This window comes from Methylocystis heyeri (assembly GCF_004802635.2).
Taxonomy (GTDB): domain Bacteria; phylum Pseudomonadota; class Alphaproteobacteria; order Rhizobiales; family Beijerinckiaceae; genus Methylocystis; species Methylocystis heyeri.
In genome coordinates, this window is the sequence record NZ_CP046052.1 from 1,376,600 (window position 1) to 1,400,183 (window position 23,584).

Sequence of the window (23,584 nt, forward strand, 5' to 3'; positions counted from 1 at the left end):
CTCCCCCTTTCGGCGCGAAAAGGGTAAAGGAGTGGCGCAGATTCAGAGGCAGGCATGACAGAACCCGACCGCAGACCGCGGCCCAGAGCCTTTCGTCTTGACGGCGACACCGTGGTGCCGCCGAAAAAGGAGCAACAGGCCGAAGAGGCCGCGCGCCCCTCCGCCGCTCAGGTCATAGAACCCGAGGTGGATGTTTTCGCCAATCGGCTTCTGGGCGCCGAAGGGACCCCGGAATCAGATGAACAGGCGGTCGAAGAAGCCCAGATCAGCGGGCTGCTGCGCAGGTTCATCCTCTCCTGGGGCGGCCTTTTCTGGTCGGCCCTGTCGGGGCTGGCCTCGCTGGCGGTCACACTGTGGCTCACCAATCTGATCGAGGGCCTGTTTCTTCATTCCGCGATTCTGGGAAGCGTCGGCCTCGTTCTGGCGCTGGCTTTCGGCGCCGCGGCGCTGGCTCTCTTTGCGGGCGAGATCCGCACCATGATGCGCCAGAACAAGATCGCGCGGCTTCATATCGCCCTGGCCGCGGCGCGCACGGCGGACGACGCGCAAGCGGCGCGGGAAAAGATACTGGAACTCTGCAAGATCTACGACGATCGCCCGGAAACCGGTCAGGCCCGCGCCCGCATCATCGAATACACCAGGCAGATCATCGACGGCCGCGATCTCATCGACCTCGCCGAAAGAAACCTGGTGCTTCCGCTCGACGAACTGGCCCGCCGCGAAATCGCGAATGCGTCTAAACGGGTTTCGGTCGTTACGACGATCAGCCCCCGCGCCCTGATCGACCTCATTTTCGTCGCCGGACAAGCCATCGCCCTGATGCGCCGGATCGCCGAAATTTACGGCGGCCGGCCCGGACTTCTGGGCTTCTTCAAGCTGGCGCGCTCGGTCGGCGCGCATCTCGCCATCACCGGCGGCCTGGCGATCGGGGACTCGCTTCTCCAGCAGCTCGTCGGACACGGCATCGCGGCGCGCCTCTCCGCGCGCCTCGGCGAAGGCGTGCTGAACGGCCTTCTGACGGCGCGCGTCGGACTTTCCGCGATGGCGGTCTGCCGTCCCATGCCGTTCTGCGCGGTGAAACAGCCCGGCGTCGCCGAAGTGGCGCCGTTCTTGTTCGGCGACAAGAAGGCCTGAGTCTCAAAGAAGCCCCCATGAAAATCACCACCTGGAACATAAACTCCGTGCGGCTGCGCATGCCGCTGGTCGTCCATTTCCTGAAAACCAACGCGCCTGACGTCATTTGCCTTCAGGAGACCAAGTGCCGGGACGCCGAATTCCCTTCGAGCGATCTCCGGGCGCTGGGCTATGAGCATCTCGCGGTGAATGGACAGAAGGGCTATCACGGCGTCGCCATCGCCTCGAAGCTTCCCGTCCGCCTGCTCGACAAGCAGGATTTTTGCGACGCCGGACACGCACGCCACGTTGCGGTGGAGATCGACGCGGGCGGCGCCCCGCTTTCCCTGCATAATTTCTATGTTCCGGCGGGCGGCGACGAGCCCGACGAGACGGTAAATCCCAAATTCGCGCACAAGCTCGGTTTTCTCGACGAGATGACCGAATGGATCAAACGCGAGCGCATCGCCGCCGGACGTTCGGTTCTCGTCGGCGACCTCAACATCGCCCCGCTGGAGCACGACGTCTGGAGCCACAAGGCCCTGCTGAAGGTGGTGAGCCACACCCCCATCGAGGTCGAGAAGCTCAACAAGATGTTCGAGGCGGGCGAATGGATCGACTCGATGCGCCGCTTCGTGCCGCCGCAGGAAAAGCTCTACACCTGGTGGAGCTATCGCGCGTCGGACTGGGCGGCCTCCGACCGCGGCCGAAGGCTGGACCACGTTCTCGTGAGCCAGGCGCTCGGCGGCGCGCTGGCGGGCCTGCAAGTGGCGCGCGAAGCCAGGGGCTGGGAACGCCCGTCCGACCATGTGCCGGTGACCGTCGAACTCAGCCTGTAGAGCGTTTTCGATGCATGCGCGTTAGAGCGCGTTCGGTTCGAACGCAGTCGAACGCGCTACAGAACTCATTGACGAAGCAAGTTCTTTTCCAAAAGCCGCTGCGCATTTTTTGAGAACATGCTCTAACGCCTCGGAGCCGCCTCGGCGCGCAATTCCGCCAGCGACGCATATCTCTGCGCGCCGTTGGGCGTTCGAACCTCTACGGCGCCGTCCGAATACATGACATAGGTGATGTCGCCGGACTCGTAGCGATCCACCTCCGCCGGCTCGCTTCGGACTTGCTCCTGCCACTTCGGCGCGGGCGGGGGCGCGGCCGAAGCCTGCGCGGCGCGCTCGCGCGGCGGGGCGTTTTCGACTTTCGCCGGCTTGATCGGGGCTGCGGTCTCCTGGGCCTCCCGCCCCTTCGACGCGATGATGAACTCATCGAGGCGCGCGAGGATCTGGCCAAGAGCGGCGACGATCAGCCCGCCGGAAAAAGCGATCGCCCCGCTGATGAAAAGACTCCAACCGCGCTCGACCTGAATCGTCTCCCAGCCGCTGGACATGGCCGCCGCGCCGGCGACGACCAGAACGAGGCCTGCGAGGCTGACGCCCCATCTCGAGATATTTCGCCACATCGCAATGAGGATTCCTGTCGTTTCGCGGGCCGGCTCGGGACCCGTTGCACTCGGCTGCAGACGGCGTCTTCTCGCGCCGCCGTATTTCATTTCACGCTCTCTAGCGCGCTTTGCCCCCCGATGAAACGGCCGCGCCATCGAAGCCGACATGAGATCAAGCGCGTGGAGCAGTTTCAGGCCCAGCGCGCCGCGGCTCGCGCTTTACGGTCATAATCGAGCAATCCTTTCGCTCTAGCCTTTTCGCTCCTGAAACAGCGCGGTTCCGATGCAGGCAAAACCAAAAGAGTTTTCGCGGCGCCAATTTGGTTCGGCGCTTCTCGGCGCCGGATTGACGCCCGCGCTGGCGCCGCAGGCCCATGCAGGGCGCGTTTGCCGGGAGCCGTCGCCGCCTGTTTACCATTCGAACCAGCCTGCTGTTCCACTGGGCGCGATCAACCCTCATGTCTCGTGGGGCGTCCATCTCGAAGGCGAGTCGATCTACGACACGAGCGTCGTCGAAGCGGTCAAAATGGAACGGCCCAATATTATCGCCATAGGAAGCGGACTGAAATTCGGCAATCTCCATCCCGAATCCATCGCTTTCGAGCGCGAGGCCGATGGGAAAAAGATATCGACATGGACCGAAGCCGACGACATCGTGCGCCTCGCATCGCGTCTCGGCGCTTCCGTCCGTGGCGACGCGCTGATCTGGAATGATTGGCTTCCGCCCTGGATCGAAAAGCTCGCGAAAGAACGGCCGAAGGGCTGGCGCGATCAGTTGCAGGAAGCGTACGAAAAAAATCTGGAAAGCATTTTTTCCCGCTTCCAGGCGCTCGACCGCCAATATGGCAAGAGCGTGATGCCGTGGTGCGGCCTCATCAACGAGCCTTTCGCCTATTGGAAGGTCTGGTTCGGCAAGCCCGCCTGGCGGCAGGGAACATGGCTCGAGGCTTTCGATCCGATGCCGGACGGCGCGCCGGGATACATTCATCAAGCTTTCAACCTTGCGGAAAAATACAGCCGTTCCTCGAAACCGGCGCTTTTCTTCAATGAAGCCAATTGCGACACAGACAAACACGGTCCAATCCTGCGGGGCGCGATGCTCGCCCTCGTCGACAGCCTGCAAGCTGCGGGACGCAAGATCGACGCCGTCGGCCTCGAAAGCCACCTGCAGCCGGAGTGGATGAACGATCGCGACAAGCCGGATTGGCGACCCTTCGTCAAATTCCTGAAGGATCTCCAGGCCCGCGGCGTCGCGGTCTATATCACGGAGCTCGACGTCAATGATTGTGCGCTGGAAGACGCCGCCGCGCGCGACAAGCTCGTCGCGGATTACACACAGTCTTTCGTCTCGGCCGCGCTCGAGATTCCCGCGGTGACGATGGTCACGAACTGGGATTTCGCCGACAGCCTGTCCTGGTACCGCGACGAAGCTACGCCGGAGTCCACCTTCCCGGCGCTCGGCCGCTGGCCCGGCTGCGTCGCTAGACCGGCATGCCCAAGGCCGGCCATCTATGATCAGGAGCTTTCGCCCAAAGCCGCCCGCGACGCATTGGCTGCCGCCCTCGCGGTCAAAAGCGACCAAAAATGACGCGCGAAACGCGACCGGGCCCGACCGCTTTCGGACAATTCGCATGATAGCGCGGCTTCGACCCCGCCGCGCCGCAGCATAGCCTCGCCCATGAGAACCAAAGCGGCGCTCGCCCAGCTCAAGCATGAAATTTGCAAGCGCGTCATGGAAAGACGATATTGCCCGCGACGCTCCGCCGCACTAGGAAGAGCATGAGTGTGGCGCCCGCCCTAAATTCACTTCGATCGAAACTTCAGGAGACGCGATAATGTCGTTTACGCTTGAGCCGCTGCCCTACGCCTATGACGCGCTGCAGCCGTATCTGTCGAAGGAATCCTTCGAATATCATCACGACAAGCATCACGCGACCTATGTGACCAACGCCAACAACCTCATCAAGGGCACGGAGTTCGAGGGCAAGCCGATCGAGGAGATCATCGTCGCCTCGCACGGCAAGAATGTGCCGATCTTCAACAATGTGGCGCAGCACTACAACCATCACCATTACTGGCATTGGCTGAAGCCCAATGGCGGCGGCGCCATCCCGGGCAAGGTCGAGAAGGCGATCATCGACTCCTTCGGCTCGGTCGACAAGTTCAAGGAAGAGTTCCAGGCCCAGGGCCTCGGCCAGTTCGGCTCCGGCTGGGTGTGGCTCGAGGTCAAGGACGGCAAGCTCGCGGTGCGCAAGACCGCCAACGCTGAAAACCCGCTGATCTTCGGCGCCAAGCCGATCCTCGTCGCCGACGTGTGGGAGCACTCCTACTACATCGACTACCGCAACCGTCGCGCCGACTACCTCAAGGCCTTCCTCGACCATCTCGTGAACTGGAGCCATGTCGAGGCGATGTTCGAGGCCGCCACGAAGTAAGGCGCCGAACCCTCGCGATTTGCTTTGGCCGGGCTCGTCCCGGCCAATTTTTTTGTGAGAATAGAACGGCGGCCTTGCGCCATCGGAAAGCGCCGCATCCGCCGAGCCGTCACGCCGCCTGCCGCGTCTCGACGAGCTTTTTGAGGTTGGCGAGCCCGCGTTCGAAGTCTTTGCCGCAGAATTTGTCCGGATCGACGAACAGCGCGAACAATTTGCCGAAAATATCGTGCTTGCCCGACATGGACCAGACCAGCCTGGTTCCCGCGCCCTCGGGGGAAAGCGCGAAGGTCACGAGAGTCGTCGCCTTGATCGGCCGCTTAAGCGTGAGCCTCATGCGCAGCATCTCATCGCGCACGGATTCGAGAAGCGTCATCCTGCCCGCGCCCAGCTTAGCATTGCCGGCCCATTCGAAACTGGAGCCGACGACGCCGGGAACCCCGTCAAATATGCGCTTTGCGTTGGGGTCGAGCTTGGCCCAGGGCGACCACTCCTCCCATTTGTGAAAATCGCCGATCGACTCGAAAACATCGGCCGCCGGCGCGTCGATAATCGAATTGCGCGAGATGCTGAAGCTGTCGGGACGCAAGGAGGCGGCGGCGACCACGCCGCCGATCAGGCCGAGCAAAAGAAGAAGCACATAGGTCAGCATGGCGATGCTCCCAGCGAGACCCCTGTATCGTCTCAGAGTAGCCCGGAACGCGTCGAAAGCAAGCCGGGCGAGGCGCGCCTCGGCCCCGCGACGGATTTTCGGGACAAGTCCGTGAAAAACAGGGCATTTCTTCCCGCCGGTTAACCGGAAGGCAGAGGAAGGCGGGTAAATTTGCAGCGTGCACGCCTTCCCATCCATCGGCCGAGCGCCACGCCCGTCCGAGAGGCTATAGATGGAGGACAGGGTTGGAGCTCGCGTTAAATCGATTTTTGCCGCACGGCCTGTGCTTTGGTTGGGATCCTTCCCTCATATTGCTGCATGTGGCGTCCGATACAGTCATCGTTCTTTCATACTTCGCCATCCCGGCCCTCATCCTCGCCTACCAGTATAAAAGGCGGAGCGCCGACAACTCCGCCATTATCGTGTTGTTCGCTTCTTTCATCGCGGCCTGCGGCGTCACCCACGCACTCAATATCGTCACGATCTGGTATCCGATTTTCCTTTGGTCTGGCGCGGTCAAGGCGATTACGGCCGTCATCTCGCTCGCAACGGCGCTGTACATGGCGCCCAAACTGCCCGCGCTCCTGGCTTTACCCAGTCTGCCCGAACTGCTGGCGATCAACGACCAGCTCAAAGACGCCAACGCGCGCTACAAGAAAGCCGGCAAGGAGGCGCAACGGCAGGCGCGCGAGCTGACCTCCGCGCTCGACCGGCTGGAAATGGCCACGAAAGCCGCGGAAATCGGAATTTGGGAATGGGACGTGGCCGGAGGGACTCTGCTCTGGGACGAGCGCATGTACGAAATGTACGGCGCCACCGAAGAGGAGCGGAAGAGCGGGCTGGCTTATGAATTCTGGCAGTCCCGCGTCCATCGCGACGATATCGCGATGGTGGAGAGCATGTTGCGGGCGGAGATCGCCGGAACCGGGCGCTTTGATCCGGTTTTTCGCATTATGCCGCCGGACGGCCGGATCCGCTATATCCAGGCGGCCGCCTTCGTAGAGCGGGACGATAAGGGCGCGGTCCTGCGCGTGGTCGGGAGCAACCGCGACGTCACCGAAAGATATGAAACCGAGCAAAGGCTGACGGAAACCTCCAGCCGCCTGAAAACCCTGCTGAACACGGCTAGGGACGGCGTCCACATCCTCGACGAGAACGGCGATCTCGTGGAATTCAGCCACTCCTTTGCGCAGATGCTGGGCTATACGGACGAGGAAGTCGCCCGGCTGAACGTGACCGACTGGGACGCCGCGTTTCCCCGCGAGCCCCTGCTGAGAGGCCTGATCGAACTCATGGCTGTCCCGGCGACTTTCGAAACCAGACATCGCCGCAAGGACGGCTCCATTTTCGACGTCGAAATCAACGCCCAGGGCGTCGAATTCGGAGGGCGCCGCTATCTACACGCTTCGGCCCGCGACATCACCAAGCGCAAGGAGGCCGAAACGGAGCTCCGGGAAAGCCGGGAGCGCCAGCGCCAGGCCAAAAAACAGGCCGAGACGGCCAATCTGGCCAAGAGTCAGTTTCTCGCCAACATGAGCCACGAAATCCGCACTCCGATGAACGCCGTGCTGGGTCTGTTGCAGCTGATGGAGCGCACGCCGCTCGACAAGCGGCAGAAGGACTATGTCCAAAAGGCGCAAGTAGCGGCCAATTCGCTGCTCGGGATTATCAGGGACATCCTCGATTTCTCCAAGATCGAGGCCGGCAAGATGGAACTGGAGAGCGCGCCGTTCAGCATTCAGAACCTGTTCCATACCCTGTCTGCGCTGCTTTCGATTCAAGTTCGCGACAAGGACGTCGAGATACTTTTCGACGTCGACGGCGCGGCCCCGATAGATCTGATCGGCGACGCGCTTCGCCTGCAACAGATATTGCTGAACCTCACCAGCAACGCGGTCAAGTTCACCTCCGTCGGCGCCATCACCGTCAAGCTGGCGCTCCTCGGCGCCTTCGACAAATCCGTCCGGCTGGAGTTCAGCGTCAGCGACACGGGCATAGGCATAGCGCCCGACAAGCAGGCGTCGATCTTCGAGGGCTTTACCCAAGCCGAGGCCTCGACCACCCGCCGCTTCGGCGGCACGGGACTCGGCCTCGCCATCAGCCGAAGGCTGGTGCAGCTGATGGGCGGCGACCTGCAGGTCGAGAGCAAGCTCGGCGAGGGCAGCCGCTTCTTTTTCACAATCGATCTGCCCGTTGGCGAAGCGCCCGCTTCGGCTCCGCAAACATTGGCCCAGTTGGGTCAGCGGACCCCGGGTCCTCTGTGCGCGCTGATCGTCGGCGACAACAACGCCGCCCGCAGCGTGCTGGCCAAAATGGCCCGGGACCTCGGCTGGCGGGCGGACACCGCCTCCTGCGGCCTCGAGGTCATAGGCGATTTCGAGCGTCGCGGCGCCGACGATCGCCCCTATGACGCCGTGTTCCTGGATTGGAAGACTTTGGACATGGGCGGCTGGGAGCTGGCCCGCCGCATCCGGGCGGCCCATCCGCCCGCCGATCCCCCGATCTTCGTATTGATCACCGCCTATGGACGCCAGGTGATGCGCCGACACCTCGACGAGGCCGACAGTCCCTTCGACGGTTTTTTGACCAAACCTCTGACCCATTCGATGCTGGTCGACGCCGTATCCACAGCGTCCGACGGGAAGCTGGTGACGCCCAATCCGGCGCAATTGCCGGGACCTGACCGCCCTCTCGCGGGTCTGCGGCTGCTGCTGGTGGAAGACAATCCAACCAACCAGCAGGTGGCGCGCGAACTGCTCGAATTGCAGGGAGCCGAGATTGCGGTCGCCGGCAACGGCGCCGACGGCGTCAGGCTGGCGCAGACCGCCGAGCCTCCCTTCGACGCCGTGCTGATGGACATTCAGATGCCGGAGATGGACGGCTTCGAGGCCACGCGCGTCCTGCGCCGGGAATACCGGCGGGCGAGACTGCCTATCCTGGCCATGACCGCCAATGCGCTATCCTCCGATCGCGAGGCCTGCCTCGCGGCGGGGATGGACGATCACGTCGGCAAACCCCTCGATCTCGGCGAAGTGGTCGCCAAGGTCATGACCTTGTGCGGACGCGGAAGCGCCGCGCGGGAAAGCTCCTCGGAGCCGGAGCCGGCGAAAGCGGCCTCCTCCGGTTTCGACCTCGCACAGGCCCTGCTCCGCATAGGGAATCGGACCGACGCTTATCTCCGGTTTGCTGCGTCCTTCCGCTACGATCAGGCCGCGATCCGCAAGCGAGCGCGAAGGGCGGCGGATGAAAACGTCAGAGCCGATTTCGCCCGCGAACTGCATACGCTCAAGGGTCTGGCGGGAACGCTCGGCGCCGTTTCCCTTTCGGCTTCCGTCCAGGCCGCGGAGGATCGGGTGAAGACGGGTTCGCCGCTCGGCGAAGTGATGGGCGAACTCGACGCCGAAATCGAAAAGGCTCTCGTCGAACTCGACCAGATCACCGCTGATCTGGAGCTTCCGACCCCGGCAGTCGCGGCGCTCGACGCTCCCGCCCTCCTCGCCCGTCTCGACGAGCTCGAGCCCTTGTTGGCGGCGGGCAATCTGCGCATGCTCAGCGTCCTCGCCGAACTCAAACGAGAACAGGGCGCCGCTTTGGGCGACGCCCTGGACAGCCTCGAAAGCGCCGTGGCCGAGATGAATCTCGAAGCCGCATCCAGAGCCTGCGCAGCCTTGCGCAAAATAATCGGGGAAGAGGCATGAACGCGCCCCCGTTTCCGACCAAGACGCCTCGAATCCTGATCGTCGACGACCAGCCGATCAACATCCAGCTTATGTACGACGCGATCCGGGAGCTCGGCGAAGTCTTTTTCGCCACCAGCGGCGAACAGGCGCTGGCTTTCTGCGCCAAGACCCCGCCGGATCTCGTGCTGCTGGACGTGGAAATGCCCGGCATGGACGGCTACGAGGTATGCCGGCGCCTAAAGGAAGTTCCGGAACTCGCCCAGATTCCGGTCATTTTCGTGACCGCCCGCGGCGGCGTCGAGGACGAGGTGCGGGCACTGGAAGCCGGCGGCGTGGATTTCATCACCAAGCCGGTGAATCTCGCCGTCGCGCGCGCGAGGGTGAAAACCCATCTGGCGCTGAAAGCGCAAAGCGACTTCCTGCGCAATCTGGCGTCGATGGACGGGTTGACGGGGATCGCCAACCGTCGCCAGTTCGACCGTCTGATGCCCCTGGAATGGCGCTACTGCCAGCGCCACAATTTTTCCCTCGGCGTGTTGATGATCGATGTCGATCACTTCAAACTCTACAATGATCGCCTCGGTCACCAGAGCGGCGACGCCTGCCTGCAAAGCGTCGCCGCCACCATCACCAAGCATCTTCGCCGGCCTCACGATTTAGCCGCGCGCTACGGCGGCGAGGAATTCATCTGCCTGATGCCCGAAACCGATTCCGATGGAGCCGAAGCCAGAGCCGAGGAAATCCGCGCCGCGGTGGAGCGTCTCGGCCTGCCTCATCCCGCTTCGGAGACCGCGCCCGTCGTCACGGTCAGCGTGGGCGCCGCCAGCGCGAGTCCGGGCGAGGATGTTTCGTGTACTGATCTGACTTTGCGCGCCGATCAGGCGCTCTACGCGGCAAAAGCGGCGGGGAGAAACCAGGTGTGCCTCGCCGAAAGGAATCGGCTGGAATAATCCCGCGCGGGTCGGAGCGGGCGCATCGCCTTTCGCTCAGGCCTGCGTCAACCCTTTCATCGGCGCGATCGACGCGGATTCGGGAAAGACCTTTTCAGCCAGAGCCTGCGCGGAAAGGCCGAACTGATCGGCGAGCATGCCCTTGAGCACGGCGCGTAAATCCATGGTCGGCGCAAGGTCGCGGCCCTGATAAAGCTGGTTTGCCTTGAGCCCCGGCCAATTGGCGATCACGCGGCCGCCGGCCACCGCCCCGCCCGCCAGCAAGGCGACTGTTCCGGTTCCATGATCGGTGCCGTTGGTTCCGTTGATCCGCGCGGTGCGGCCGAATTCCGTAATGGCGAGGACGATGGTGTCCTTCCAGCCTTCGCCAAGCCCTTTCTCAAGCTCTTCAAAGGCGCCGTCGAGGCCCGAAAGCCGGGTCGCGAGTTGTCCCGTGACGCCGCCTTCGTTCTGATGCGTGTCCCAGCCATCGAAAGCGAGCGCGGCGACGCGCGGCCCTTCCGGCGCCGCCAGCAGGCGCGCCGCGCCGGCCGAGGCCTGTCTCATGCCGCCGGGCTGATCCATGCCGCCCTTGTTCTTTCTGGCGTCGTCGCTCATGCCGCCCTGGGTCGCCACGCGCTCGGTGTCGAGGCCGGACTCGAGAGCGGCGGCGAGCGCAGGATCGCGGTGTCGGTAGAGATCGAGCGTACGCATGGCGAGACTGTCGCCGGCGCTGGGAAGGCCTTGCGGCGCCCAGCCCAACACCGGCGCCGGGCCGCGCATGACAAGGGGAGCGGTGACGCCGACGCCGAGCCCCCGCCGCGCGGAGCCTCCACTCGAAGGCAGCACCGCCACGGCGCGGTTGAGCCAGCCGCTTTCGGTGCGGCCCGGACCCGGAAAGCCGCTTTCCAGAACGTCCTGGCCGTCGAAATGCGAGCGCTCGCGGTAGCTGGTCGCGACGGCGTGAACCACCGCCCCGCGCTTCTCGCGATAAAGCCGCGCGAACGCCGGCATGGCCGGATGCAGGGCGAAGAATCCGTCGAGCGGGAGGCCGGCGCGCTCGCCGGTAGGCGCAAGCGCCAAAGCCCCATGCAGAGGCGCGTAATCGGGATCGCCGACCGGAGCCACGGCGGCGAGCCCGTCCAATGCGCCGCGCAAGATGATCACGACGACGCGCGGATCGCGGGCGCCGGCGGCGCTGAGCGGCCGCGGAGCGAAAGCGGCGGCGCAGGCGACGCTCATGCCCTGCAGCGCGCGGCGGCGCGAGAAGACGCGAGAATTCATGCTCATCTCCTCTGGAATTCCGGCGACATGAGCAGCAAGGCCAGCGCCTGCTGCCGCGACTCCGCATGCTGCAGCGCTTCGCGCGTCTCCCGCGAAGCCGCGAGCCCGCTGGCCGTATCGAGCACGCTGAGCGGCGACCCGACATCGCGGGCGCGCTGCGCCATTTGCCAGGAGGCGTCGAGCCGCAATTTCATCTGCTCGGGCGAAGCCCAGGCCGCCACCGTATCGGGATAGCCATTGGGGCCTGCCGGTTGCCATAAGGGCATGCCGAGCGCGTTCAAAAGCCCCAGCGCCTGCCCCGGTTCGCTGAGCGCGAAGCCGGTCGCGCGCATGGCGGCGGCTACGAACTCCGACGGCGTGCGGATTTTGGTCGCGGGCGCGCTCCAGGCGCGGTCATGCGCAATCAGCGCAGCGCAGACGACGCCGAGATCGCCGTCGCTGTCCAAAAATGTCTTCGTCAGCGCGTCGACCACATCCGCAGGTGGATCGTCCGCAATGAAGTGCCGCGCGAGCTTGGACGCGACATGGCGCGCGGTGGCCGGGCGCCGCGCGAGGTCGAGCAAGGCGGCGTCGCCCTGAGCCCGGCCTTCCTGGGCATAGGTCTTTCCGAGCAGCGTTTGCGCGCCGGGCTCGTGCCAATTGGTCTTGAAGAAGAAGGAGCCGGGTTCTCCGGTCTCGCCGCCCGCTTCGGCGAAGCTCCAACCGGTGATGATGCGCGCGAGCGCGGTCACGTCTTCCTGGCTGTAGCCGCCGCCGACGCCGAGCGTATGCAGTTCGAGAATTTCGCGCGCGAGATTTTCGTTGAGCCCCTTGGCGTCGAAGCGGCCAGCCCTGGAGCCGGGCCCGATGGAGCGCTGGTTGTCCAGAAAGAAGATCATCGCGGGGTGGGATTCCGCCGCGATCAGCAATTGGGAAAACTTTCCCAGCACATGCGGACGGATCGCCTCGCGCTCGAAGGCCCCCGCCGTCACGCGGATGAACTGCCCCTTGGCGACCGAAACCGCGAAATGGTTGGACCAGAAGGCCACCAGCCGCTCGACAAAACCACAAGACGCGTCGAGCTGCGCTTTGAAGCGCGCCATCGCCTCGGCGCGGAAGATCTTTTGCTCGGCAGGCGGTTCCGCGGGTTTGGGCTTCCCCTCGACGGGTTTTCCGGCCATCGCCGGCTCCGCCATGGCGTTTGCTGCGGGCATCGGCGCTACGGCCGCCATCGCGGCAGCTTCCCGCGCGATGCGCTGTTGCTGCTGATCGGCGAAGAACATCTGCAGCGCCTGCGGAGACGCGATCAGATCGCCCGGCTCTATCCGACCGGAGCCGGGAGCGTGAAGCTCCTCGAGCAGAAAACCGCGCGGATCGCCCGCGGCGGCGGCGAGGTCGCCCGGCCGCGCCCCAAGTCCGAAACGATTGAACGCCGTCATAGCGGCGAAGGGATCCGGTCCGACGGCCATTGCGCGCCTTTTGTTCGCGAGAAGCGTCGCGAGTAAAGCAGGCTGAAGCTGACCAGATTATGAATATGACGCCGAAATTACGGGCTGGAATGAAAGATTGGGCGAAGGGCGATTACTCTCCGGTCAAAGGCTGATGGAGCCACACGTCTCGAAAGTCGCCAACCCCGACAATGACGGCGCCCAGGAGAGATGTGTGCCTCCCCTGGCTGCCAAGGGGAGGTAGGGGCGCCCCACGCCAAAGGCTCCCGTCCTTCACCTCATCGCTCAGAGAACGAGCCTCACCCCTGCCCGCTGACGCGCTCGATGATCGCGCCGCATCCCCGGAGCTTATGCTCCAGCCTCTCGAAGCCGCGGTCGAGGTGATAGACGCGGTTGATCGTAGTTTCTCCACGGGCCGCCAGCGCCGCGATGACCAGAGACACCGACGCGCGCAAATCCGTCGCCATCACCTGCGCGCCGTCGAGGTGGTCCGCGCCGGTCACGATGGCGCTGTCCCCTTCCAGCCGGATGTGGGCGCCGAGACGCGCCAGTTCCTGAACATGCATGAAACGGTTTTCGAAAATGGTTTCCGTGATGCGCGAGACGCCCTTGGCCCGCGTCATCAGGGCCATGAACTGGGCCTGAAGATCGGTCGGAAAAGCGGGGAAAGGCGCCGTCGTCACGTCGACCGGCGCGATCCCCGAACCGTTGCGCGTCACGCGCAAGCCTTCGTTGGTCTCTTCGATATGCGCGCCGGTTTGCGTGAGAACGTCCAGCGCGGCCTGCAAGAGATCGGCTCGCGCCCCTGCGAGGAGCACATCGCCGCCGGTCATGGCGACCGCCATGGCGTAAGTGCCGGCCTCGATGCGATCGGGCATGACGGCGTGGCGCGCGCCATGGAGCGAAGTAACGCCCTCGATCTCCACGGTGGACTGGCCGGCCCCGTGAATCCGCGCGCCCATCTTGTTGAGGCATTCGGCGAGATCGACGATCTCGGGCTCGCGAGCCGCGTTGCGCAGCACGGTCACGCCGCGCGCCAAGACGGCGCCCATCAGGGCGGTGTGGGTGCCGCCCACCGTGACCTTGGGGAAAACAATCTCGGCGCCGCGCAGGCCGTCTTTGGCGGTCGCGACCACATAGCCGTTTTCGATGTCGATCTTGGCGCCGAGCTTCTCCATCGCCATCAGGAGGAGATCCACCGGACGCGTGCCGATGGCGCAGCCGCCGGGCAGAGACACCCGCGCCTCGCCCATGCGGGCCAGCAGGGGCGCGAAGACCCAGAAACTGGCACGCATGCGCGACACCAACTCGTAGGGCGCGGTGGTGTCGACGATCTCGCGCGCCGTAAAATGCACGGTATTGCCTTCGTCCCCGGTGGCGCCGGCGCGCTTTCCCGCGATCGTGTAATCGACGCCGTGATTGGAGAGAATGCGCTCGAGCTGGGTGATGTCCGCGAGCAGCGGCATGTTTTCCAGCGTCAAGGTCTCGCGGGTGAGAAGCGAGGCGATCATCAGCGGGAGAGCGGCGTTTTTCGCGCCTGAAACGGGGATTACGCCGTTGAGCTTGTTTCCGCCGGTGATTTTTATTTTGTCCATTTCGCCTCGTCTTCGGCCTTGGTCTCGGGGCCGCTTTCCTGCTCGCGGGCGCGCTGGGCCTGCTTGCGCCTCTGCAGATTCGCCCGCAGCGCATTCGAGAGCGCAGTCGTGTCTTTTTTGGGAACGCGGCCCGCCTCGGGCTCGAGCGCTTCGCCCTCGCTCGCCGGAGAACCCTTGTCCGCCTTGTCGCTCACCGCCGCCGGCGCTCCTCGATTTCATCTTCGCCTGCGCCGTTCCTAGGCGCTTGCCCCGTTTCAGGCAAGACGCGGGCTCGGACCGGAGGCGATTACGCGGAGCAAAGCTCGAGCTGGCCCGGATGCGCCGCGCCTTGCCAGCTTCGCCCGCGTCGCTTATAGACTTGCGCGGCGCGCCGTGTTTCCGACACCCCTGGAGGCGAAAGGCGCGCTTTTCTATTTCTTGAAGGATGAATCAAATGGCCGAGACCAAGAAGCTCGCGGCCACGGTTCGCAGCGGGACCGGCAAGGGGGCCGCCCGCAGCACACGCCGTGAAGGCCGCACTCCCGCAGTGATCTATGGCGGCGGCGAAGCGCCGACTCCGCTTTCGCTCGAAACCAGAGAAGTCACCAAGCTGATCTTCGCGGGTCACTTCCTGACCACGATTTTCGAGCTCGACATCGACGGCAAGAAAGAGCGCGCCCTCCCGCGCGACTATCAGCTCGATGTCGTCAAGGACACGCCGGTGCATATCGATTTCCTGCGATTGCGCCCGGGCTCCCGCGTCCGCCTCGAAGTGCCGGTTCACTTCGTCAATCACGAAGCTTCGCCCGGCCTCAAGCGCGGCGGTTCGCTGAACATCGTCTATCACTCCGTCGAGATGTGGGTGCCGGCCGACGACATTCCGGACGGCATCACCGCCGATCTGACCGGATTCGACTTCAACGATTCGCTGCATATTTCGGCGATTCCCCTGCCTCAGGGCTGCAAGCCGACCAATCCGGACAAGAACTTCACGGTGGCCAGCATCACGCCTCCGGTCGCTGCGCCGGAAGAGCCCGCCGCGGCCGCCGCCGCCCCCGCCAAGGGCAAAGGCAAGAAGTAAACGCCTGTCACTCTCCCGCGCCGCGGCGCGGGAGAGTTTTTTCGGGCGACCGGCCAAGGAACCGCCCGCCTCCTTTTCAGGCGAGGGCCGCCGCCCGGCGCCCTGGCGAGCAAACCTTCGGGCCGCGCCGGAGTCGTTCCATGCTGCTCTTCGTAGGGCTCGGCAATCCCGGCCGCGAATATTCCAGAAACCGCCACAACATCGGCTTCATGGCGCTCGACGCCATCGCGCGCCGGCACAATTTCCCCGCCCCGCGCGCCAAATTCCAGGGCCTCCTCCGCGAGGGGACGATCGGCGGAGCGCGCGTGCTTCTGCTGCAGCCCCAGACCTATATGAACGAATCAGGCCGCTCGGTGGGCGAGGCGGCGCGGTTCCACAAGATCGCGCTGTCGGAAATCGTGGTGTTCCACGACGAGCTCGACCTCGCCGCCGGAAAGCTGCGCGTGAAGGTCGGGGGCGGCGACGCCGGCCATAACGGCCTCCGCTCGATCACCGCCCATATGGGCGGCAACTATAAAAGAATCCGCCTCGGTATCGGCCATCCCGGCGACAAGGCGCTGGTCCACAGCTATGTCCTCGGCGATTTCGCCAAAGCGGACGAGCCATGGGTCGCTGCGATGTGCGACGCCATAGCCGACAATGCGACGCTGGTCGTCGCCGGCGAGGACGCCGGACTCCAGAACAAGCTGCATCTCGCCATGGAAGCGGCGGGCTTCGGCACGATCAAGCGGCCTGGGGAAAAATGACGGCGCGCGCGCTCACGGCCTGCCTGTTGTTTCTGGCGGCCGCTACGACGGCCGCGGCGCAGACGGCGGGCGCCGGCGAAACGGCGCAAAAGCCTGTCGCAGCCTTCGGCGACGACAATCCGGACTGTCCGAACTGGGGCGACGGCTGCGTCGTTTGCAGCAGGCAGCCCGACGGCGCCGTCGCCTGCTCGACGCCGGGAATCGCCTGCCTGCCTGGAGAGCCCACATGCGGCCGCGGGCGAAGACGCAACCCCTAATCAAGCGAAATTCACAGCCGCGGCCCCTTTCCGATCAAGATCGGAATGCGTATATTGATTTCGCCGTCCTACGGGGCGGCTATGGCGATAAACGAACTCCGTAATAAACCTATCGGACCCGGGGGCGGTACCCGGCGCCTCCACCCGAGGCCATGAAGCAAAACTGCGTGGCCTGGGGCGGGGGCGAAATAGGATCGACGAGGGCGTAAAGGGTGCTTTTTCGCTCGGCATGATACCGCCGTTATCGGGTCAAACCTTATAGTTGCCAATGACAACTATGCTCCGGTGGCCGTCGCTGCGTAATGCAGCGCCTGTACTGGGATCAAAGCCCTAAGGGTTCGCACCTTTAGGCGGGGCTCGGAGGCGCCTGGCAACAGAAGCCTCCACTTTTCCCGCTAGCCACGCCGTCTTACCGCGAAGCGGCGCCAAAAGAAGTTTTCGCTGAGCGCCATGGCCACCGATCTCATTCGATATGATCTCATCGTTCAGGACGCCATGCGCGGCGTCATGCGCAAGGTTCTGGGCGAAGTCGCCGCCATGGGAGCGCTGCCCGGCGAGCATCATTTCACCATCAGCTTCCGCACCGACGCTCCGGGCGTGAAGATTTCCCGCCGGCTGGCCCAGCAGTGGCCGCAGGAAATGACCATCATCCTGCAGCACCAATATTCCAACCTCAGCGTCGACGATCAGGGTTTCGGCGTTACGCTCTCCTTCCGCTCGATCCCGGAAAATCTCTATATTCCCTTCGCCGCCGTGACGGTGTTCTCCGACCCTTCCGTCGAATTCGGCTTCAAGTTCAATCTCGAGGACGAGCGCGGAGAGCCGGAGGAGCAGCAGCCCGCCAAACGTCCTGGACCGAGCCTCGTGCGGCCCGACCAGGATTACGAAGCGCCGGCTGCGCCGCCGGCCCCTGCCCCGCAAAAGAGCGAAGCGGCAAGCGAGCCGGACGCCGCCGCAGCGAGCGCCGACGGCGACAAGATCGTTTCGATCGACGCCTTCCGCAAAAAGACCTGAAAGCCTCCATCATGGGCGAAGTCGTGAACCTCCGACGCGCCAGAAAAGACCGCGACAGGCGCGCCCAGGAGGCCGAAGCCGCCGCCAATCGCGCCGCCTTCGGCCGCACCAAAACCGAGCGGACTCTATCCGAGGCGGAGGCGAAGCTCACCCGCGAGCGGCTGGAAGCCCATCGGTTGGAGACTCCCGACGACGGCGAATCGGGACCGAGCGAGGCATGAGCGCCGACTCGGGTCGCTCGGGCAAGGTCGTCAAGCGCTCCGTTGTGATCTCCGGCCATCGCACCAGCGTGTCGCTGGAAGAGGCTTTTTGGGGCGCGCTCAAAAACATCGCCGCCTCTGACGGCGTTTCGCTGGCGGGACTCGTTGCGCAGGTAGACGCCGAACGGGGCGACGCCAATCTGTCATCGGCGCTGCGGGTTTTTGCGCTCGAACGCGCGCAGACGCAATCGCCCGAACGATAGCAACTCGATCTGTCGTCGTGAGGAGCGTAAGCTCCGCTGCGATCCAGGGGGATTGGCGCGGCTCTGGATCTCTTTTCGTTTCGCTTACGCTCGCGGACGCAAACCAATCAGCCGGAAGCAGTTGTATCCGGCCCCTGTTTGAAGCCGCAACGCATATGCAGCGGCACGCGGAGCGGCAAGGCCGGCGGCTCCAGCGCCCATGCCTCGGAAAGTTCACGCGCGAACAGTGCGAGAGCGTCCTCTCCGGAATGCTGCCGAAATTTGAGCAGAGCCGACCAGGTGGCCAGAAATCCGCTAAGCTCTTCCCTGGAACCGGCGATCTCCATGCGGAACTGCGGAGGCTCGATTTCAGAGAAGGGAAAGGGCAGGTTTCGGTAACGCCCGAAATAATGCACAGAGTTCTCGCCCCAGAAAGGGCCCAGAATATCTTCCCTCAGCTTGCGCAGAACCGCGTCCACCGCCCCCGAGCCGGTCCAGGGCCAGTCATAGGTCCAGGCGGCGATGACGCCCCCTCGCTTGAGCGCTTGGGATGCCCGTTGGTAAAAAGCCGGCAGGTTGAACCAATGGATCGAACAGCCGCAGGCGATGAGGTCCACGGCCTCGTCGAGCCCGAGGTCTGCCTCCGCCTCGGCGCGACGATATTCTATATTTGGCCGGCGCGGGGCCAGGGCGAGCTGGCGGTCGTCGACATCCGTGGCGACGATTTTGCTGAAATGGGGCGCAAGCCCGAGGGCCGCCTGACCGCTGCCGGCGCCGCAATCCCAGGCCAGTTCGCGCGCGGGCGCAAGGCCGCTGAGCCATTCGAAGAGTTCGTCGGGATATCGAGGGCGGGCTGCAAAATACCGGTTTGCCTCATGCCCGAACAGCGTCGCCTGATTCATGCGGAAGCTTTGTACATGAAGGAAGCCCCATGAGAAGAGATTCCGCGCCTATCTGCTTGCGTTCTCCTGTATAATCGCCGGAATCAAAGGAGCCCAAGCTTGTCCTCGCCCGCGCCCGCACATCAGCCCGCGCCCGGCGGCCTCGCCGCCCAGGCCGCCGCCATGGCCCGCGCGCCTCGCTATCTCGACGCGCTGAACCCCGAGCAACGCGCCGCCGTCGAAACGCTGGACGGTCCGGTCCTGGTGCTCGCCGGCGCCGGCACCGGCAAGACCCGCGTGCTGACCACCCGCATCGCTCATATTCTGGCGAGCGGCCGCGCCCGCGCCTTCGAGATTCTCGCCGTCACCTTCACCAACAAGGCGGCGCGCGAAATGCGCGAGCGGGTCGAAACGCTGGTCGGCCAGGGCGCCGAGGCGATGCAGTGGCTCGGCACTTTCCACGCCATTTCCGCCAAGATCCTGCGCCGCCACGCCGAGCTCGCGGGCCTCAAGCCCAATTTCACCATTCTCGACACCGACGACCAGATCCGCCTGCTCAAGCAGGTGCTGAAAGCCGAGAACATCGACGACAAGCGCTGGCCGGCGCGCGCGCTCGCCATGCGCATCGACGGCTGGAAAAACCGCGGCCTCTCATACGCCCAGGTTCCCGCAGGCGAAGCGCAGAGCTTCGCCGACGGCAAGGGCGCCGCACTCTACGCGCTCTATCAGGAGCGGCTCAAAATATTGAACGCGGTCGATTTCGGCGACCTGCTGCTGGAGACTCTGCGGCTGTTCCGGGAAAACCCCGACGTCCTCGCCGACTATCACCGGCGCTTCAAATATATTCTGGTCGACGAATATCAGGACACCAATACCGCCCAATATCTCTGGCTGCGCCTCATCGCCCAGGGCCGCCACAATGTCTGCTGCGTCGGCGACGACGACCAGAGCGTCTATGGCTGGCGCGGCGCCGAGGTCGAAAACATCCTGCGTTTCGAAAAGGATTTTCCCGGCGCCAGGATCGTGCGGCTGGAGCGCAACTACCGCTCCACGGGACATATTCTCGCCGCCGCCTCCCACCTCATCGCCCATAACGAGGGCCGGCTCGGCAAAACGCTGTTCACCGACGGCGCCGAAGGCGACAGGCCTACGGTCACCGGGGTATGGGACAGCGAAGAGGAAGCCCGCGCGATCGGCGAGGACATCGAGCAATTGCAGCGGCGAGGCCATGATCTCGAGGAAATCGCGATTCTGGTGCGGGCTTCGTTCCAGATGCGCGAGTTCGAGGAGCGCTTCATCACCCTCGGCTTGCCCTATCGCGTCATCGGCGGTCCGCGATTTTACGAGCGGGCCGAAATTCGCGACGCTCTCGCCTATCTGCGCTGCGTCGCGCAGCCTGCGGACGATCTCGCTTTCGAGCGCATCGTGAACACGCCCAAGCGCGGCCTCGGCGACGCCACGCTGCAGATGCTGCACGAATACGGGCGGCGCGAGAACACGCCCCTGATGACGTCGGCCCGCATCCTGGTCGAAAGCGAAGAGATCAAGGCGAGGCCGAGGGCCACCTTGCGCGCCCTGCTCGCAGACTTCGAGCGCTGGCGTTCGCTCATCGACGTCAAGCCGCATCACGAACTGGCCGAGATGGTGCTGGACGAATCCGGCTACACCGAAATGTGGCGGCAGGACAAAACCCCGGAGGCCGCCGGGCGGCTCGAAAACCTCAAAGAGTTGGTGCGGGCGATGGAGCCCTTCCCGGACCTCGCCGGCTTCCTCGAGCATGTCTCGCTGGTGATGGAGACGGACGAAGCCGCGGGCGCCCAAAAAGTTTCGATCATGACGCTGCACGGCGCCAAGGGACTCGAGTTCGAGACCGTCTTTCTGCCGGGCTGGGAGGAAGGGCTGTTCCCGCATCAGCGCTCGCTGGATGAAAACGGCCGCGCCGGATTGGAGGAGGAACGCCGCCTCGCCTATGTCGGTCTCACGCGGGCCAAGCGCCGGGCGAAAATCTATTTCGCCACCAACCGCCGCATTCACGGCCTGTGGCAGAGCACGATGCCTTCGCGCTTCATCGACAATCTTCCGCCCGCCCATGTCGAGGTGGTGGAAGCGGCCGGGGCGTCGCAATACGGCTCCTACGGCGTCTCGCGCTTCGCCAATCTCGACAGCTACAACTCCGGCTACGACACTCCGGGCTGGAAAAGAGCGCAGAGCGCGCCGCGGGAAAACTACGCCAAAAGCGCGGGCCGTGACAGCGGAAGGGCGCGGCAGCCGAAGACGATCGAAGGCGAGGTCGTGGGAAGGTCGAGCCCCGGCTCCCGTTTCGCGCCGGGAGCGCGGGTGATGCATCTCAAATTCGGCCCGGGCACGGTCGCCGGCGCCGATGGCGCCAAACTCACGGTCGACTTCGACAAAGCCGGCCGCAAGATGGTGCTGGAGAGCTTCGTCGAAGCGACCTGATGTTGATGCTGTTTCCGCCCGGGAACGGCCGGTCCCCCTCACCCTGATGAGCCCGCACTCACCTCACCCTGAGGGCTCGCGCAGCGGGCGTCTCGACGGGTGTGTTGCTTGATCGGCTCGTGAGCCGAAGGCCCAGCGATCCTGGGCCTCGTGGGTCGCCACGGAGCTTGCGCTCCTCGCGAGGACGGCGTGAAGCCGACAGTTACTTCAGGCTGCCGCAGAAGCGCTGAATCTTGGCGCATGCGTTCTCCAGCAGCTCATTGGAAGCGGCGTAGGAGACCCGGAAGTTCGGGCCCGTGCCGAAGGCCGATCCCTGCACCACGGCGACGCCTTCCGCCTCCAGCAGAGCGGTGACGAAATCCGTATCGCTCTCGATGACCTTGCCCTCCGGCGTCTTGCGCCCGATCGCGCCGGCGCAGGACGGAAAGACGTAAAAGGCGCCTTCCGGCGTCGGGCAGGTCAGATAGGACGCCTGGTTCAGCATTGAGACCACGAGATCCCGCCGCTCCTGGAAAGCCTTCCGGAAAGTTGCGAGATGATCCTGCGGCCCTTCCAGCGCCTCGACCGCAGCCCATTGCGCGATCGAGCAGGCGCCGGACGTCTGCTGACCCTGGAGCAGGTCCATCGCCTTGATCAGCGCGGCCGGGCCCGCCGCATAGCCGATGCGCCAGCCGGTCATTGCATAGGCTTTGGAGACGCCGTTCATGGTCAGCGTGCGGCCGAAAAGTTCGGGCTCCACCTGCGCGGGCGTGACGAATTTGAAGTCGCCATAGACCAGATGTTCGTAGATGTCGTCGGTCAGGACATGCACCCGCGGATGGCGCAGCAGGACGTCGGTGACCTTTTTCATCTCCTCGAAACTATAAGCGGCTCCCGAAGGATTCGAAGGCGAGTTGAGCACCAGCCACTTCGTCCGCGGCGTGATCGCGCGCTCGAGATCCTCCGGCTGGAGCTTGAAGCCGTGCTCCATATGCGTCTCGACCGTCACAGCGGTTCCGCCGCAGATGGCGACCATCTCCGGATAGCTCACCCAGAAGGGCGAGGGGATGATCACCTCGTCGCCGGGATTGAGCGTCGCCAGAAAGGCGTTGAACAGAATGTGCTTGCCGCCGGTCGCGACGATCGTGTGCGAGGCCTTGTAGTCGAGGCCGTTCTCGCGCTTGAACTTGTTTGCGACCGCTTCGCGCAGTTCCGGAATGCCCAGCACCGGGGTGTAACGGGTCTCGCCGCGGTCTATCGCGGCTTTGGCGGCGGCGCGAATATGCTCCGGCGTATCGAAATCAGGCTCGCCCACCGACAGGCTGATGACCTCCCTGCCCTGCGCTTTCAGGTCGCGCGCCTTCTGCGTCACGGCGATCGTGGCGGAAGGTTTTACGCGCGACAGGGCGTTGGCCAGAAATGTCATCGTGAGTTCCTCGGTTCTTGGCGCGGGAGGCTCGGCCTATCAGGATTTGGCGGCCTCTGTGTGCGCCGCACATAGCACCGGGGAAACATAGAAGCCAAGGCTTTCGGGAGCAATGAAAATCCGAGGATTCAACGCTCCACGCCGTTTGAATAGCGGCCGCGGGCCTGACCTGGGCGTCCGACGCTCGTCAGCGGGAGGAGCGACCGAACCGAAAGAGCGTCGACGTTGTGCGCCGCATCCAGCTTTTACGCCGCATCGCCCGCGCCCGTCGCGAATCAGGCTCGAATTCAATTCGACGCAAATTATTAAAAAAATTTTAACGAAAGCAGCTTTTTTGCACTTTCGATGCAACTTTCGAAAGGGATTCCCGTTTTACGATTCAAAGGTCGAGGCTGAAGCGGCGGGCGCGCGGGGAGCGCGCCGCATACGAGATTTCCACGCTGCGCGCCCGGCTAAAAATAACGCAGGGGGATGGCATGTCGCTCGCAGATAAATTTGACGATCACATTGAGCCCGCATTCACGCGCAGTTTCGACCGCGAAAGCGCGCGGCGGCAGTTTCGCATGTCGATCACGCTGGTCGCGGCCATGGGCGTCGCGGCTTTTGTCCTCGGGTTCGCACAGCCCTTGACCGCCCCGGCGCCTTCGAAACAAGGCGCCCTCGCGACCGACGGCGGCTTTTCTGGGCGGCTGGTGTCGATAGACGCCAACTGAACCTCGACGTCTGAACCCGCTTCCACCTGCGAGACAGTGACGCGCCGGGCGTGGCCCGG

Annotated in this window: 22 protein-coding genes and 1 other RNA gene; 15 read left to right on the plus strand and 8 right to left on the minus strand. The window is 64.3% G+C overall.

The window, feature by feature from the left end; all coding sequences use genetic code 11:
• Window positions 1-54 precede the first annotated feature (54 nt).
• Entirely contained in the window at window positions 55-1,134 is a 1,080-nt protein-coding gene (locus H2LOC_RS06160) for a YcjF family protein (RefSeq protein ID WP_136495595.1), read from the plus strand.
• A gap of 17 nt (window positions 1,135-1,151) precedes the next feature.
• Entirely contained in the window at window positions 1,152-1,952 is an 801-nt protein-coding gene (gene xth / locus H2LOC_RS06165; protein WP_136495596.1) for an exodeoxyribonuclease III, read from the plus strand.
• A 122-nt stretch (window positions 1,953-2,074) separates the two neighbouring features.
• Here xth and H2LOC_RS06170 read toward each other — a convergent pair whose 3' ends face one another.
• The gene (locus H2LOC_RS06170; RefSeq protein WP_136495597.1) at window positions 2,075-2,569 is read right to left on the minus strand and encodes a hypothetical protein; all 495 of its coding nucleotides are present in this window, start codon (window positions 2,567-2,569) and stop codon (window positions 2,075-2,077) included.
• 265 nt (window positions 2,570-2,834) lie between these two features.
• Here H2LOC_RS06170 and H2LOC_RS06175 point away from each other — a divergent pair, with 265 nt between their 5' ends.
• Window positions 2,835-4,139, plus strand: a complete 1,305-nt coding sequence (locus tag H2LOC_RS06175; protein WP_136495598.1) for an endo-1,4-beta-xylanase — start codon at window positions 2,835-2,837, stop codon at window positions 4,137-4,139.
• A 247-nt stretch (window positions 4,140-4,386) separates the two neighbouring features.
• Complete coding sequence (locus H2LOC_RS06180; RefSeq protein ID WP_136495599.1) at window positions 4,387-4,986, plus strand: superoxide dismutase; 600 nt, start codon at window positions 4,387-4,389, stop codon at window positions 4,984-4,986.
• Window positions 4,987-5,095: 109 nt separating this feature from the next.
• On the opposite strand, the gene H2LOC_RS06185 is transcribed toward H2LOC_RS06180, so the two are convergent.
• Window positions 5,096-5,635, minus strand: a complete 540-nt coding sequence (locus H2LOC_RS06185) for an SRPBCC family protein (RefSeq protein WP_162009706.1) — start codon at window positions 5,633-5,635, stop codon at window positions 5,096-5,098.
• Window positions 5,636-5,880: 245 nt separating this feature from the next.
• On the opposite strand from H2LOC_RS06185, the gene H2LOC_RS06190 reads away from it, so the two are divergent.
• On the plus strand, window positions 5,881-9,333 hold the full coding sequence (locus H2LOC_RS06190) for a hybrid sensor histidine kinase/response regulator (RefSeq protein WP_136495601.1): 3,453 nt from the start codon (window positions 5,881-5,883) through the stop codon (window positions 9,331-9,333).
• On the plus strand, window positions 9,330-10,265 hold the full coding sequence (locus H2LOC_RS06195) for a diguanylate cyclase (RefSeq protein WP_136495602.1): 936 nt from the start codon (window positions 9,330-9,332) through the stop codon (window positions 10,263-10,265). Before H2LOC_RS06190 ends, H2LOC_RS06195 begins: the two co-directional genes overlap by 4 nt.
• A 36-nt stretch (window positions 10,266-10,301) precedes the next feature.
• On the opposite strand, the gene H2LOC_RS06200 is transcribed toward H2LOC_RS06195, so the two are convergent.
• From H2LOC_RS06200 to H2LOC_RS06215, 4 genes are all read right to left on the minus strand, one after another.
• Window positions 10,302-11,528 carry a DUF1501 domain-containing protein gene (locus tag H2LOC_RS06200; protein ID WP_425487322.1) on the minus strand — a complete coding sequence of 409 codons (1,227 nt, stop codon included), beginning with the start codon at window positions 11,526-11,528 and terminating at the stop codon, window positions 10,302-10,304.
• 2 nt (window positions 11,529-11,530) lie between these two features.
• Window positions 11,531-12,976: a DUF1800 domain-containing protein gene (locus H2LOC_RS06205; protein ID WP_136495604.1), complete on the minus strand. Its 1,446-nt coding sequence runs from the start codon at window positions 12,974-12,976 to the stop codon at window positions 11,531-11,533.
• A gap of 278 nt (window positions 12,977-13,254) precedes the next feature.
• Window positions 13,255-14,550, minus strand: a complete 1,296-nt coding sequence (gene murA / locus H2LOC_RS06210) for a UDP-N-acetylglucosamine 1-carboxyvinyltransferase (RefSeq protein WP_136495605.1) — start codon at window positions 14,548-14,550, stop codon at window positions 13,255-13,257.
• Window positions 14,538-14,744, minus strand: a complete 207-nt coding sequence (locus tag H2LOC_RS06215) for a hypothetical protein (RefSeq protein WP_136495606.1) — start codon at window positions 14,742-14,744, stop codon at window positions 14,538-14,540. The genes murA and H2LOC_RS06215 overlap by 13 nt, the downstream gene beginning before the upstream one ends.
• 239 nt (window positions 14,745-14,983) lie before the next feature.
• Between H2LOC_RS06215 and H2LOC_RS06220 the strand changes: the two genes are divergently transcribed.
• From H2LOC_RS06220 to H2LOC_RS06250, 7 genes are all read left to right on the plus strand, one after another.
• Window positions 14,984-15,610, plus strand: coding sequence for a 50S ribosomal protein L25/general stress protein Ctc (locus H2LOC_RS06220; protein WP_136495607.1), 627 nt, complete (start codon window positions 14,984-14,986; stop codon window positions 15,608-15,610).
• Between the two features lie 140 nt (window positions 15,611-15,750).
• Window positions 15,751-16,356 carry an aminoacyl-tRNA hydrolase gene (gene pth / locus H2LOC_RS06225; protein ID WP_136495608.1) on the plus strand — a complete coding sequence of 202 codons (606 nt, stop codon included), beginning with the start codon at window positions 15,751-15,753 and terminating at the stop codon, window positions 16,354-16,356.
• A complete protein-coding gene (locus H2LOC_RS06230; RefSeq protein ID WP_136495609.1) occupies window positions 16,353-16,613 on the plus strand; it encodes a hypothetical protein in 261 nt (86 codons plus the stop codon). The genes pth and H2LOC_RS06230 overlap by 4 nt, the downstream gene beginning before the upstream one ends.
• A gap of 23 nt (window positions 16,614-16,636) precedes the next feature.
• Window positions 16,637-17,001: a transfer-messenger RNA gene (ssrA, locus tag H2LOC_RS06235) on the plus strand.
• A gap of 62 nt (window positions 17,002-17,063) precedes the next feature.
• Window positions 17,064-17,627 carry an SspB family protein gene (locus H2LOC_RS06240; protein WP_136495610.1) on the plus strand — a complete coding sequence of 188 codons (564 nt, stop codon included), beginning with the start codon at window positions 17,064-17,066 and terminating at the stop codon, window positions 17,625-17,627.
• Between the two features lie 11 nt (window positions 17,628-17,638).
• A complete protein-coding gene (locus H2LOC_RS06245; RefSeq protein ID WP_136495611.1) occupies window positions 17,639-17,848 on the plus strand; it encodes a DUF4169 family protein in 210 nt (69 codons plus the stop codon).
• On the plus strand, window positions 17,845-18,090 hold the full coding sequence (locus H2LOC_RS06250) for a ribbon-helix-helix domain-containing protein (RefSeq protein WP_136495612.1): 246 nt from the start codon (window positions 17,845-17,847) through the stop codon (window positions 18,088-18,090). Before H2LOC_RS06245 ends, H2LOC_RS06250 begins: the two co-directional genes overlap by 4 nt.
• A 107-nt stretch (window positions 18,091-18,197) precedes the next feature.
• On the opposite strand, the gene H2LOC_RS06255 is transcribed toward H2LOC_RS06250, so the two are convergent.
• A complete protein-coding gene (locus H2LOC_RS06255) occupies window positions 18,198-18,971 on the minus strand; it encodes a class I SAM-dependent methyltransferase (protein ID WP_136495613.1) in 774 nt (257 codons plus the stop codon).
• 162 nt (window positions 18,972-19,133) lie between these two features.
• Between H2LOC_RS06255 and H2LOC_RS06260 the strand changes: the two genes are divergently transcribed.
• Window positions 19,134-21,407: an ATP-dependent helicase gene (locus tag H2LOC_RS06260; RefSeq protein WP_154331746.1), complete on the plus strand. Its 2,274-nt coding sequence runs from the start codon at window positions 19,134-19,136 to the stop codon at window positions 21,405-21,407.
• Window positions 21,408-21,609: 202 nt separating this feature from the next.
• Here the strand turns inward: H2LOC_RS06260 and H2LOC_RS06265 are convergent, their stop codons facing one another.
• Window positions 21,610-22,812: a pyridoxal phosphate-dependent aminotransferase gene (locus H2LOC_RS06265; RefSeq protein WP_136495614.1), complete on the minus strand. Its 1,203-nt coding sequence runs from the start codon at window positions 22,810-22,812 to the stop codon at window positions 21,610-21,612.
• A 476-nt stretch (window positions 22,813-23,288) separates the two neighbouring features.
• Here H2LOC_RS06265 and H2LOC_RS06270 point away from each other — a divergent pair, with 476 nt between their 5' ends.
• Complete coding sequence (locus H2LOC_RS06270) at window positions 23,289-23,525, plus strand: hypothetical protein (protein WP_136495615.1); 237 nt, start codon at window positions 23,289-23,291, stop codon at window positions 23,523-23,525.
• Window positions 23,526-23,584: the final 59 nt, after the last annotated feature.